11 protein-coding genes and 1 tRNA gene are annotated in these 12,205 nt (G+C 64.9%); 6 read left to right on the top strand and 6 right to left on the bottom strand.

All coding sequences use genetic code 11. The features are described 5' to 3' along the window. Window positions 1-95: 95 nt before the first annotated feature. The 4 genes from HARCEL1_RS00060 to HARCEL1_RS00045 all read left to right on the top strand — a co-directional run bounded on the left by HARCEL1_RS00060 (window position 96) and on the right by HARCEL1_RS00045 (window position 3,270). Window positions 96-416 carry a 2Fe-2S iron-sulfur cluster-binding protein gene (locus HARCEL1_RS00060; protein ID WP_108380593.1) on the top strand — a complete coding sequence of 107 codons (321 nt, stop codon included), beginning with the start codon at window positions 96-98 and terminating at the stop codon, window positions 414-416. Window positions 417-488: 72 nt separating this feature from the next. Continuing rightward, complete coding sequence (locus HARCEL1_RS00055; RefSeq protein ID WP_159076931.1) at window positions 489-1,463, top strand: zinc metalloprotease; 975 nt, start codon at window positions 489-491, stop codon at window positions 1,461-1,463. A gap of 151 nt (window positions 1,464-1,614) precedes the next feature. Beyond that, window positions 1,615-2,196, top strand: coding sequence for a DUF7110 family protein (locus tag HARCEL1_RS00050; RefSeq protein WP_108380591.1), 582 nt, complete (start codon window positions 1,615-1,617; stop codon window positions 2,194-2,196). Between the two features lie 96 nt (window positions 2,197-2,292). Further along, the gene (locus HARCEL1_RS00045) at window positions 2,293-3,270 is read left to right on the top strand and encodes a phosphoadenosine phosphosulfate reductase family protein (protein ID WP_108380590.1); all 978 of its coding nucleotides are present in this window, start codon (window positions 2,293-2,295) and stop codon (window positions 3,268-3,270) included. A 25-nt stretch (window positions 3,271-3,295) separates the two neighbouring features. Here HARCEL1_RS00045 and HARCEL1_RS13210 read toward each other — a convergent pair whose 3' ends face one another. The 5 genes from HARCEL1_RS13210 to thrC form a co-directional block, all read right to left on the bottom strand. Continuing rightward, entirely contained in the window at window positions 3,296-4,192 is an 897-nt protein-coding gene (locus HARCEL1_RS13210) for a sensor histidine kinase (protein WP_159076930.1), read from the bottom strand. A gap of 94 nt (window positions 4,193-4,286) precedes the next feature. Next, window positions 4,287-5,156 carry a succinate--CoA ligase subunit alpha gene (gene sucD / locus HARCEL1_RS00035; RefSeq protein WP_108380588.1) on the bottom strand — a complete coding sequence of 290 codons (870 nt, stop codon included), beginning with the start codon at window positions 5,154-5,156 and terminating at the stop codon, window positions 4,287-4,289. Next, entirely contained in the window at window positions 5,153-6,289 is a 1,137-nt protein-coding gene (gene sucC, locus HARCEL1_RS00030; protein ID WP_108380587.1) for an ADP-forming succinate--CoA ligase subunit beta, read from the bottom strand. Before sucC ends, sucD begins: the two co-directional genes overlap by 4 nt. A gap of 79 nt (window positions 6,290-6,368) precedes the next feature. Next, the gene (locus tag HARCEL1_RS00025) at window positions 6,369-6,794 is read right to left on the bottom strand and encodes a DUF5793 family protein (RefSeq protein WP_108380586.1); all 426 of its coding nucleotides are present in this window, start codon (window positions 6,792-6,794) and stop codon (window positions 6,369-6,371) included. A gap of 76 nt (window positions 6,795-6,870) precedes the next feature. Beyond that, complete coding sequence (thrC, locus tag HARCEL1_RS00020) at window positions 6,871-8,121, bottom strand: threonine synthase (protein ID WP_108380585.1); 1,251 nt, start codon at window positions 8,119-8,121, stop codon at window positions 6,871-6,873. 95 nt (window positions 8,122-8,216) lie between these two features. Between thrC and HARCEL1_RS00015 the strand changes: the two genes are divergently transcribed. Both HARCEL1_RS00015 and HARCEL1_RS00010 read left to right on the top strand, forming a co-directional pair. Continuing rightward, window positions 8,217-8,289: transfer RNA gene (locus HARCEL1_RS00015), tRNA-Pro, on the top strand. A 305-nt stretch (window positions 8,290-8,594) separates the two neighbouring features. Then, on the top strand, window positions 8,595-9,188 hold the full coding sequence (locus tag HARCEL1_RS00010; protein ID WP_233357360.1) for a S26 family signal peptidase: 594 nt from the start codon (window positions 8,595-8,597) through the stop codon (window positions 9,186-9,188). A 75-nt stretch (window positions 9,189-9,263) separates the two neighbouring features. Here HARCEL1_RS00010 and HARCEL1_RS00005 read toward each other — a convergent pair whose 3' ends face one another. After that, window positions 9,264-10,766, bottom strand: a complete 1,503-nt coding sequence (locus tag HARCEL1_RS00005) for a Cdc6/Cdc18 family protein (RefSeq protein ID WP_108380583.1) — start codon at window positions 10,764-10,766, stop codon at window positions 9,264-9,266. Window positions 10,767-12,205: the final 1,439 nt, after the last annotated feature.

Below are 12,205 nucleotides of genomic sequence, written 5' to 3'. Positions count from 1 at the left end.
CGTCGCTGTTAGGAGTTCCGAACGGGGCGACGGACGGACTGACACCGGGGTTCGCACTCGGAAAGACCTTTGGGGAGACCGCTCGAACGCGTGCTATGGCCACTTACACCGTCGAGTTCGCCAGCGGTGAGACGATCGAAGTCGAGGACACAGACACCATCCTCCAGCGCTGTATCGACGAGGGCATCGCCCAGGAGTACTCCTGTCGGGTGGGGATGTGCCTGGCCTGTACCGCCAAGATCGTCGAGGGCGAGGTCGAACAGCCGGCCGCCCGTGGGCTCACCGACGAGGAGCGCGGGGAGTACGCGCTTACCTGTATGGCCCGCCCCGCCTCGGATCTCGTCCTCGACCGCGGGAAATACCCCCCGAGTATCGAAGGGGACGCGACCGAGACGGTCGCCGCGGCGGACGACTGATCGCGTTCCCGTCGGGCGATTCGCGATCGAAGTGAGTAAAATTATGGTGTCGGCCTCGGTAGAGACTGCTCGATGGGAACATCCCCCACTGGGGATCGATCCGGGCCACCGAGACGGACGCGCCGGCGACGCGTGCTGGTGATCGTCGCCGTCGTGATCACGGTCGCGCTCGCGCCGATCGCCGTGGAGTACGTTCCCCTGCCGACGGGCCAGCAGACGACACCCGATCGGCGGGTGGGGATGGAGGCCGACGTCGGCCCGGGGTCGATTCACGTGTTCGATCCGACCGAGCGGATTCGAGCACCGAGCGACCCCGGGAGGGATCCGACCGTCCAGTCGGTCGAGTGGCAGGCCTCGACGAGCGACATCGACGGTGACGGCCTCGGAGACGTCGAAGAGTTGGTCTGTTCGGAGACCTATCCCGAGGCGGACCTCCTCGAACACGACATCTACGTCGAGGTCGATTCGGTCGAGGGCGTCACCGTCAGCGAGGAGGCGCTCCGGGCCGTCGAGTCGACGTACGCGTCGGCGGAGATCCGAGACCCCGTCGGCTACCGCGGGATCGATCTGCACCTCCGGCGCAGCGACGCGGCCCTGCCGGTCGAGGGCCCGATCTCTGGCGATTCGCGACCGGGCGAGTTGAACGACGTTCACGACTACCGCCGGCAGTTCATGGATCACGACGACGATCGGTACTACTACCTGGTGGTGACCGACGAGGTGCAGGCCCGGGGCGATCCGTACTTCTCGGGGGTGGCCCGGTCCGGCGTGGGCGCGGTCGAAGCCTACGACGACCCCAACGAGACCGCGTCGCTGATCGCCCACGAACTCGGGCACATGTTCGGCATCGACGAGGACGAACCCGGCGTCGACGATCACACCTTCGCGATCGACGAGTATCCCAGCGTGATGAACTACAACGGCCTCTACGAGACGACGAACTACTCCGACGGGTCGGGGGCCCTCGACCGCGACGAGTGGCACCGGATCGCCCACGAGCGACCGATCCCCGAAGGGTCCTGTCTGACCGAGAACGCGACCGGGTGATCGGGGAGCAGCGACGCTCATCCCGTCCGAGCGGCGGCCACCGTCGTCGTCAGGACATCGTTCGTGACACAGGTGCACGAAAAGTAGGCCCTAAATGAGTGGGGGCCCTACTTTGCCGTACGCCCGCCGGTCCGCCGGCCATCTCCGAACCATGTCACGCCGTGTATACAGACTCCACTCGACGCTCGAACTGCCCCTCGAGGACGTGTACGATCACTTCGACGATCCGGACCTCCCCGAGGACATCGCTGCCGTGGACATCACACGCCGGAACAACACGCTCATTTTGAGCGCGGAACCGGCGACCGACAGCATCAGCAAGTACACCCCGACGGCACAACTGAAAGCCAGCGTCACCGAAAATCGGGTGTACGAGGAAGACCCCGACGAGCACCCACCGAATCGCATGGGGGGCGGCCCACAGTGGGGGGCCCTCGAAGACGAAGAAGAGGAGATCGAGTCCGAACTCGTCGAGTACGCCTGCTTCAAGGGGGATCGGGAGACCGTCCTCCAGAACTCCGCGCTGCAGTTCCCGATGTTCGAGGTGCTCGTCGACATCGCACTGGAAGCCGAGAAAGGCCAGTTGACCGCGATCATCGCGAGCGACGGCGACCTCCAGGCCATCCGCGTCGAGGACAGCGAGCGCAAACCCGCCTCGATCAGCGTCGACGAGGACCCGCCCGACCACGACGACGAAGACGGGGTGAACTGGCGGAACAACGAGTTCATCTAATCGCTCGTCGACACCGACCGGCCCACGCTCCGCCCCGGATGGGACTGGCCGGCACCGAAACGCTTTCGGACCGAGGGGTAATTATATCTCATTACCATGCCAGCGACAGAGAACTTCCCCGAGTACGTTGCGGTGGACTACGACGACGGATCGGGTGAGGACCCCGCCGACTACCCGAGTGTCGACCAGAAACTCGAAAAGGCCATCGAGGTCACCCGCGAGGGTCTCGAACAGTACGACACGCCCGCGGTGATGTGGACCGGCGGGAAAGACTCGACGCTCACGCTCTATGTCGTCAAGCAGGTCGCAGAGCAGTTCGACCTGGAGGTGCCCCCGGTCGTCTTTATCGACCACTACCAGCACTTCGACGAACTGATCGAGTTCGTCGAGCACTGGGCCGACGAGTGGGACCTGGAGGTCATCTGGGCGCGCAACACGGACGTGGGCGACTACGTCGACCGCGAGGGCCTCGAACCCGGCGACGACATCCCCGTCGACGCACTCTCCGAGCACAACCAACACCACATTCGAGAGATCCTCGAATACGAGGAGGACACGTTCCCGTTCCTGCTGGATACCTACGTGGGCAACCACCTGCTGAAGACCGTCGCGCTCAACGACGCCCTCGAAGCACACGACATCGACGGCGTAATCAGTGGCGTGCGGTGGGACGAACAGGAGGCTCGCGCGGACGAGACCTTCTTCTCGCCGCGGCACGATCCCGACATCTACCCGCCCCACGACCGCGTCCAGCCGATTCTGCAGTTCGAGGAGGCCGCCGTCTGGGACGCCTACTGGAACTTCGCGGTGCCGGACACGGTCGAGGCCTATCCCGACGAGGGCTACGTCCCCGAGAGCACCGAGGACCTGCCCGAGGGCCTCGACATGGAGGACGTTCCGGTCTCACCGAAGTACTTCGCGGGATTCCGTTCGCTCGGCAGCCAGGTCTCGACCGACAAATCGGCCGACGAACCCGCCTGGCTGCAGGACATGGCGAACACGACCGAGCGCGCGGGCCGCGCCCAGGACAAAGAGGACCTGATGGAGCGCCTGCGCGATCTGGGCTACATGTAGGTCGGCCGCGTCACCGACGCGTCACTCACGCGAGCAGTGGCGCACCGATCGAGATGTCGACCGCCAACCCCGCATTCTCCGCGACGTCGACCGACCAGCCGTGGGCGCGCGCCGTCCAGTCGACCGCCGTCAGCCCATAGCCCGGCCGGTCGGGGTCGGTCGTGTAGCCCGCGTCGAGCACGCGATCCGGGTCGAACGCGCCCGATCCGTCGTCTTCGACGCGCAGCGTCGACCCCTCGACCGTGACGACGACGCAGTCGGCGTCGCCGTGGGTGGCCGCGTTCTCGAACAGTTCGAGTAGCGCTGCTGTCAGCCGATCGGCATCTCCGACGACGTGACGGTCGGTGTCGGGTATATCGACGGTAATCGGCCCGCGCGCCGCCGCCTCAGCGATCAGGTCCGAGACGGCGAGGAGGTCGGGCCCGACGACCGGCCGGGCCGCCGCCGCGAGTTCGCGCAACGCCGTGATGCGGTCGGCAATCCCGGTCGTCGACCGTTCGATCGCGTCGCGGTGTTCACCCGACGCGTCGAGCAGTTCGAGTCGCCCGTCGATGACGTTCAGCGGGTTGCGGAGGTCGTGGGCCATCGCGCTGTCGTACTCGGCCAGCACGTCGGCCCGGTGGTCGCGAGTCCGGTCGACGATCACGGCCTCGACGCCCGCCGCCGCGGGCGCGAGCCAGCACCGCATCCACTCGACACCGTCGTCGGCGGCAGGTCGACAGTCCACGGCGACCGCGCGCGCCAACTCGGCGTCGAGCAGGGCGTCGATCGCCCCACGGTCAGTCTCGTGAATCGTCGCCGCGAACGCCGTCCCTGTCGGCTCCGTCCCCAACAACGCAGTCGCCCGATCGTCCGCCGACTGGACGATCCCCCCGTCGATGTCGAGGTGCCCGATAGGCACCCCGTCGATTCGATCGCTCACGGCTCACCATCACCGTGGATCACCAAATAGCTATTTATTCGGTATCACGTTTGACGCAGTCTCACACGACCGGCGGGAGAGCGTCGTGGGCCGATCAGAGCTGCTCGTCGACGAGGCGGGCGACCTCACCAGGGGTCTCCCCGACCGGGACGCCCCGGTCCTCGAACGCCGCGATCTTCGCGCTCGCGGTGCCCGCACCGTCACCCGAGACGATCGCGCCCGCGTGGCCCATCCGGGTTCCCTCGGGCGCGGTCCGCCCCGCGATGAAGGCGACGACGGGCGTGTCCATCTCGCTGGCGACGAACTCGGCGGCGCGCTGTTCGTCTTCGCCACCGATCTCACCGGTCAGGACGGCGATCTCCGTGTCGGGATCGCGTTCGAACGCGTCGAGCGCGTCGACGAACGAGGTGCCGACGATCGGATCGCCACCGATGCCGATCGCCGTCGACTGGCCCAGACCGCGCTCGGTGAGCGAATCGACGATCTGGTAGGTCAGCGTTCCGGATCGGGAGACCAGGCCGACCGATCCGGCCGCGAAGATGTCTCCCGGGAGGATGCCGAGTTTCGCTTCGCCCGGCGTGATCACGCCGGGGCAGTTCGGCCCGACGAGCGTGGTGTCGACGCGTCGCGCGCGGGCGTACACCCGACTCATGTCCTGGACGGGGATCCCCTCGGTGATCGCGACGACGAGGTCGAGATCGGAATCGAGCGCCTCCATCAGCGCGTCCTCGGCAAAGGCTGGCGGGACGAACACGACCGAGGCGTCGGCACCGGTCTCTGCGACCGCGCGGTCGACCGTGCCGTAGACGGGCAGGCCCTCGACCGATTCGCCGCCGCGGCCGGGGACGACGCCACCGACGACGCGAGTCCCGTATTCGTCCATGAGTCTGGCGTGGAACCGGCCCTCGTCGCCGGTCAGGCCCTGGACGAGCACGCGCGTGTCCGCATCGACGAGGACACTCATGCCGACCCCTCCGCGAACTCGACCCCACGACGCACGGCGTCTTCGAGCGTGGACTGGGTCTCGACGCGATCACCCAGAATCGCCATCCCCTCGCTCGCGTTCGTGCCCGCGAGTCGGACGACGACGGGTTTGGGCACCTCGCCCAGCGCGTCCAGCGCGTCGACGATCCCCTGGGCGACTTCGTCACCGCGGGTGATCCCGCCGAAGACGTTGAACACGACCGCTTCGACGTTGTCGTCGGCAAAGAGCAGTTCCAGAGCGGCCCGGACGCGCTCGGCGTCGGCCCCACCACCGATGTCGAGGAAGTTCGCGGGCGCGCCCCCGAAGTGATCGACCAGATCCAGTGTCGCCATCACCAGGCCCGCGCCGTTGCCGATGATGCCGACCGACCCCTCCAGGCGGACGTAGTCAAGTCCCGCCGCGTCCGCCTGCGATTCCAGCGAATCGTCGCTCTCCTCGGTGTCGAGGGCGGCCAGCGCGTCCTGGCGGAACAGGGCGTCGTCCTCGACGTTGAACACCGCGTCGGCGGCGACGACACCCGACTCGGTGACCATCAGCGGGTTGATCTCGACCTCGCTGGCGTCGCTGTCGGCCCACAGATCGTACAGCGTGGCGACGACGCTCGCGACCTCGCCCGCGACCGCGGGGTCGACGCCCGCGCGCTCGACGACGCGGCGGGCCTGGTAGGGGTAGACGCCGAGATGCGGGTCGACGTGTTCGCGCGCGATCGCGTCGGGCTCCTCGGCGGCGACAGCCTCGATGTCGACACCGCCGCGCGTCGAGACCATGATCACCGGGCGCTTCCGGGAGCGATCCATCGTCACGCCGACGTACAGTTCGTTCGTGAAGTCGACGGCGGCCTCGACGAGGACGCTCTCGACGTGGTGGCCCTTGAGATCCATGCCGAGGATGGTCTCGGCGGCGTCTTCGGCGGCCGCAGGGTCGTCGACGACCTCGATCCCGCCCGCTTTCCCGCGCCCCCCGACGTGGACCTGTGCTTTGACGGCGACGCGCCCGCCGATCGATTCGGCGGCCTCGCGCGCCGCCGCCGGTGTCTCGGCCAGTCGACCGTCCGGGACGGGAATGCCGGCGTCCGCGAACTGGTCTTTGGCCTGGTACTCGTGCAGTCGCATACCGCCTGGGTCGCCGGCCGCGCGCATAAAATCCCCGCCCGCGGCGACCACCGCCGGGGCGAGCGCTCGCCGGACGGGTTCAGGGCTGGACGCCACCGGGGACGAGGCTCCGATCGCGTCGAATCTGGCCCGATTCGTCGTACAACAGGATCGTCCGGGTGTCGAACTCGATCGGATCTCCCTCGATCGGCCTGACGACGACCGCGACGGTCTCGACTCCGCGCTCGCGCGCGGACGTCGTCACGGCCACGATCGCGTCGAGATCGACCGGCGTTTCGAGCAGGTAGGCCCCGGTCGTGGTGCCTGTGATCGCGAGGACGGCAGCGCCTTTCGTCGCGGGCGCGGGCCGGATCGCAACTTCGAGGTCGTCCGGCCCGATCGGCGTGGCGGTCACGCCCTCGACGCGGGCGAGCAGTCGCTCGCGGGGGCCGTCGTACTCGATCGCGACGACGGGTCGGCCCCGGTCGCCCGTCCGCGTTCGGACCGAGAAATCCTCGCGATACATCGGACGTCGAGATAGGCCCGGAGAGAAAATCAACGTGACGGGGCACTATCAGCCGTGATTTTCTGGCAGGCCCTGATCAGGCCCCGAGATGATCCAGCACGGCCTCGGTGTCGGCGGGGACCGGTTCGGGGTCGCTGCCCGCCGCGGCGGCCGCATCCGGGTCTTTGAGCAGGTGGCCGGTCGTCAGGCAGGCCACGTCCTCGTCGTCGCTCACGACGCCCTCGCGGCGGAGTTTTCGCAGGCCCGCGATCGACGCCGCCGAAGCGGGTTCGACGCCGATGCCCTCCTCCGCGAGATCGCGCTGGGCGGTCGTGATCTGTTCGTCCGAGACCGCGACCGCCGTCCCGCCGGTCTCGCGAATCCCCGGCAACGCCTTCGGGGCGTTGACGGGATTGCCGATGCGGATCGCGGTCGCGATCGTCTCGACGTCGTCCCAGCGCTCGATGTGGTCCCAGCCGTTCTCGATGGCCTCGACCATTGGCGCGGAGCCTTCGGCCTGGACGCCCGTGAGTTTCGGGACCTCGTGCTCTGCGATCGCGCCGCTCCGGCGCAACTCCCGGACGCACTTGTACAGCGCCGCGGTGTTGCCCGCGTTGCCGACCGGGAGGACGATCCGATCGGGCAGCGTCCCCTCTTCGCGTTCGAACTGCTCGAACATCTCCAGGCCGATCGTCTTCTGGCCCTCCAGACGGAACGGATTGAGCGAGTTGAGCAGGTACGCCTCGCCGCGATCGGTCAGGTCCTGGACGATGTCGAGACAGCGATCGAAGTTGCCGTCGACTTCGAGGATGCGCGCGCCGTGGAGACTCGCCTGGGCGACTTTCCCCGCCGCGACCTTCCCCGCGGGGAGGAGCACGAGCGTCTCCATGTCTGCGCGCGCGCCGTACGCCGACAGCGCCGCCGAGGTGTTGCCCGTCGAGGCACACGCCAGGCGGTCGACGCCGATCTCCTGGGCGACCCGCACGCCGACGGTCATGCCGCGATCCTTGAAACTGCCCGTCGGATTCATGCCCTCGTGTTTCACTCGGAGGTTGTTCACCCCGATCTCCGCTTCGAGACGCGGGACTGCGTGCAGCGGCGTCGACCCCTCGGGGAGCGTGACGCCTTCCTCGAAAGGCAGCGCCGCGGAATAGCGCCAGACGCCCGATCCCTCGAAGGCATCGAACGTCGGATACTCGTCGTAGCGGACTTCGAGCAGGCTCCCACAGTCGTCACAGGTGTACCGCACGGCTTCGAACGGGGCGAACTGTTCCCCACAGTCGATACAGGTGAGCCACACGCCACGGGTGGCGACCCCGGGCGCGTCGGATTCGAGTGCGAGCGTCATCGTGTGCCGAACTGGGAGACCCATCAGGAAAAGTGGGCCGATCGGTCCGGTCGTCCCGAAAGAGTTTCACCAAGCCCTCTCGAAGCGAGTCCTGTGGGGCCGTGGGGTAGCCTGGTATCCTTCGGCCTTTGGGTGGCCGTAACCCCGGTTCGAATCCGGGCGGCCCCACTGTGTTGTGCGGTTGTCGGATTCGAACCCTATCGAGCGCGCAGCATCGCGAGCACGGTCGATTACGGTTCGAATCCGGGCGGCCCCACTGTGTTGTGCGGTTGTCGGATTCGAGCCCTGGAAACCGAGCAGCGCGAGGTTTCCTCCGGTTCGAATCCGGGCGGTTCCACTGTGCTCTGTGGTATTTTGGATTCGAACCCGATCGAGCGCCGGGGCGAATCTATTAAATCCACCCGCCCCCAACTACTTTGTCGATGACAGAGGGCGACTCCGACGATCATAGTCTGTTGAAGGAAACGGCACTCTTGGTTTACGATCTCTTCAGTGCAGTCGGGATCGTCGTGTTCGTCGTGGCCTTTTTGCTCGCGATCAGCGGCATCTGGCCACCGTTGGTGGCCATCGAGAGCGGGAGCATGAGCCCACACATTCAGAAAGGTGATCTCGCTTTCGTCATGGAAGAGAGTCGCTTCCCCGGTGAGAACGCCGTCGCCGGGACCGGCGTCGTCACCCACGAGACCGGCCAGGAGGGCGACTACCGGTCGTTCCAGCGATCGGGAGACGTGATCGTCTACCAGCCCAACGGCAACGCCGAGAAGACACCGATCATCCACCGAGCGATGATGTATGTCGAGGAGGGTGAGAACTGGTACGACCGGGCCAACGGATCCTGGATTGGAGGCGCCGACGGGTGTGAAGACCTCTCGACCTGTCCGGCACCGCACGACGGATTCATCACGGGGGGCGACAGCAACGGGTATTACGATCAGAAATCACCGAGCAGCCTCAGTACGGTCGTCAAGCCCGAATGGGTCGTCGGCCGTGCGATGGGGAAAATTCCACACCTCGGAAAGATTCGACTTCGCGCGAACGCCCTCGGACGCGAGTTCGTTGGAGCGTAGCGTAGACTGGCGGGGAGCCGTGTGTGGACCGGCGCGGAGACTCGTGGTCGTTCGCTCAGTGCCGCAGTGCACGGTCTACTGATCGAATCGCGCCTGCACGAACGGTTGGGCGTCTTCGATGTCGCCCAGTCGAGAGTCGGACTGCAGGACGGCCTCGGTCTCTTCACGCGGGACCGAGAGGTTGATCTCCTTGGTGCGACCGTACCGACCCTTCGAGACGACGACGGCGTTGACGATACCGAGCATATCGAGTTCGCTGATGAGATCGGTGACGCGTCGCTGTGTGAGAATGTCGGCGTCGATCTCCTCGCACAACCGCTTGTAGATGTTGTAGACCTCGCCGGTGTTGATGTTGTTGACGTTGTTCCGATCGAGGAGGGTGATCGCAAAGAGCACGATCTTCGACTGTGTGGGGAGCGTTCGGACCACCTCGATGACGCGATCGAGTTCGATCTTCTCCTGGGCCTGACGGACGTGGTCTTCGGTGACGCGATCGGTCTTGTCTCGTTCTGCGAGTTCGCCCGCCGTCCGGAGGAGGTCGAGCGCCCGCCGGGCGTCGCCGTGTTCCTGGGCAGCGAACGCCGCACACAACGGGATCACGTCGTCGCTCAGCGCGCTCTCGACGAACGCTTCGCGGGCGCGCGCTTCGAGGATGTCCCGGAGTTGGGTGGCGTCGTACGGTGGAAAGACGATCTCTTCTTCACCGAGACTGGATTTCACGCGGGGGTCGAGGAAGTCGGTGAACTTTAGATCGTTCGAGATGCCCATGATCGACACCCGGGAGCGTTCGAGTTCGGAGTTCATCCGCGAGAGATTGTACAGCGTGTCGTCGCCCGACTTCTCGACGAGTTTGTCGATCTCGTCGAGCATGATGATGACGACGCGTTCGGTGTAGTCGACGGCCTCGAAGAAGGCGTCGTACACCCGATCGGTCGGCCACCCGGTCATCGGCACTTCCTCGAAGCGCTCCTGATCGGCTTCGAGACGGTCGATCTTGGCCTCGAACTCCGACATCGTCTGTGGGACGTCCTCGGGAACATCCTCTCCAGCAGCGACGGCGTCGCGATGAGCGTCGAGTCGGTCGATCCGGTCGGCAACGACGGCCTGGTTTTTCCGGATGAACTTGTTCGCGAGCTGGGCGAGAACGCGGTACTGCGTGTCGGTCACCTCGCAGTTGATGTACTCGACCTCACACGGCACCTCGTACTTCTGGGAGGTCGTCTCCAGTTCGTCGCTGACGAACTTCGCGCTCGCGGTCTTGCCCGTGCCCGTCTTCCCGTAGATCAATATGTTCGACGGCGTATCCCCCCGGAGCGCCGTCACCAGGATGGTCGCCATGGTGTTGATCTGTTCTTCGCGATGGGGCAACGTCTTCGGCGTGTAGGATGGTTGCAGGACGTCTTTCGTGTCGAAGATCGGCTCGCCGCTGATCAGATCGTCGAACAACCCGTCGGACTCGTCCTCGGCGTCGCCAACGCTTTCGATGACTGTCATCCCTCCGGGCCGGACCGGATCGGACGGCTCGTCGCTCGCGCTCTGGTCCGTTTCGTCGATTGAAGTGTGGTCGTCCCTGTCCATAGATTACCCCTCATTTTCGAGTGGAATCGGGCCACCACAACTAATTTCCTGCCGTATTGAGCCTCAGAGAGGCGGATATGGGCGGAAAGTGGTCGTGACCGATTCCAGTTGAAGCACCCGAAACGGGGCGTGTGAATCACTTAATAGTTGCGGTCAGCGACTGCCACCCCACCACCGGTCAAACCGAAATGTAGTGTCAACATTATATCGTGGAGATGAATCCGACGTTCGTCACCGACACGACGAATTGTCACCCACACGGCGACAGATTCGGTCGACCGACGCCGACCCACCGGAGAGATCGATCGGTTCGAGGCTACTACTCCACCATATCACGCTATTTCGTCGCTCCCTGTTCGGGTCGGGATAGATGCTCCGACCGCTCCCACAGGGGTGACGACGCAGTGTGTGTCTCGACGAGGTCCGCCCGCCACAGGGAGACGAGATAATTCCATAGAAACGATCGAAAAATATAATTGGAGAGGGCCTCACAACCCCGAACCCCCCTGTTTCAACTGGAACGATCGTCACCGTCAGGTCCGGATGATGATTTCTGTTCGGTAGGCGATGTCTGAGAGACCCTCGCACAGTGGAATAGTCGCGAGGAGATGGATACAAGTCGAATCGGCCGTCCATCGCTAGCGTCGGCTCGATCGAGACTCACCGGCGGGGACCCCGACTGTCGACGAACCCGCCAACACCCCCACCCCTTCATTTCGAGTGGAACGTGTATTCGGCGTGGTCGCGCATCCACTCGAAGCGAAGGTGGTTTTTTAGAGCGATGGGTTTATACAGACACAACTCAGACCAAACCCGTAATGGGGAGTAGTTGCAGAGCTACTCCCGGACAGCGGACTGTTATCTAGAGCACGCTAGTCGATCGGATCTAGACTCTAGAAGACCAGGATTCTAGCGCTGGTTTCGTGAGAGGTTCCAGGATGATCGACCGCGGCTGACCGATCATTGACTTCGATAGCTGAATTGCCTATATCTTTATCCTCATCCGTTTATTCCCCGCGAAATCGGCTAAATCGGCGGGTCACACTAGACGTTCGGCCGATCGCGTGGACACGGGGTTTTCGCCGTTCCACTCGAAACAAAGGGGTGGGGGTGGTCACGGCGGGTCGAGTTCGACCCGAAATGCGGGGGTTGGGGATTTCTACCGTGACCATGTGTCACACTCACCACTCTGTCGTGGCGAGTGCTCCAGTGTCACCTCCTCTCGTCGATGTGAATCCGAGACACTGCAGTCGTCGCGATTCGAGAATCACCTCTCAATTTAACAATTTGTTTCTCTCGACATCCCGCCCAGTCATTCGTCGCGGAATCTCGTCTCGCAGACGTCATGGTGTCTCGTCTCTGGCCGATCTGTGGGCTAATTCCACCTGTGGGCTAATTCCAACTGCCATCCGAATCCAATCGTTCGATCCGGACTGGCC

The sequence above is a fragment of the Halococcoides cellulosivorans genome (assembly GCF_003058365.1).
GTDB classification, from domain to species: Archaea; Halobacteriota; Halobacteria; order Halobacteriales; family Haloarculaceae; genus Halococcoides; species Halococcoides cellulosivorans.
Note: the sequence above shows the minus strand (reverse complement) of the source record. Positions and strands in the feature narration are given on the sequence as shown.

Excerpts from the sequence above, each read along its gene's own strand:
- HARCEL1_RS00060 (WP_108380593.1), top strand. The coding sequence starts at position 96 with ATGGCCACTTACACCGTCGAGTTCGCCAGCGGTGAGACGATCGAAGTC.
- HARCEL1_RS00055 (WP_159076931.1), top strand. The coding sequence starts at position 489 with ATGGGAACATCCCCCACTGGGGATCGATCCGGGCCACCGAGACGGACG.
- HARCEL1_RS00005 (WP_108380583.1), bottom strand. The coding sequence starts at position 10,766 with ATGGACAGGGACGACCACACTTCAATCGACGAAACGGACCAGAGCGCG.
- HARCEL1_RS00050 (WP_108380591.1), top strand. The coding sequence starts at position 1,615 with ATGTCACGCCGTGTATACAGACTCCACTCGACGCTCGAACTGCCCCTC.
- sucD (WP_108380588.1), bottom strand. The coding sequence starts at position 5,156 with ATGAGTGTCCTCGTCGATGCGGACACGCGCGTGCTCGTCCAGGGCCTG.
- sucC (WP_108380587.1), bottom strand. The coding sequence starts at position 6,289 with ATGCGACTGCACGAGTACCAGGCCAAAGACCAGTTCGCGGACGCCGGC.
- HARCEL1_RS00025 (WP_108380586.1), bottom strand. The coding sequence starts at position 6,794 with ATGTATCGCGAGGATTTCTCGGTCCGAACGCGGACGGGCGACCGGGGC.
- HARCEL1_RS00045 (WP_108380590.1), top strand. The coding sequence starts at position 2,293 with ATGCCAGCGACAGAGAACTTCCCCGAGTACGTTGCGGTGGACTACGAC.
- thrC (WP_108380585.1), bottom strand. The coding sequence starts at position 8,121 with ATGACGCTCGCACTCGAATCCGACGCGCCCGGGGTCGCCACCCGTGGC.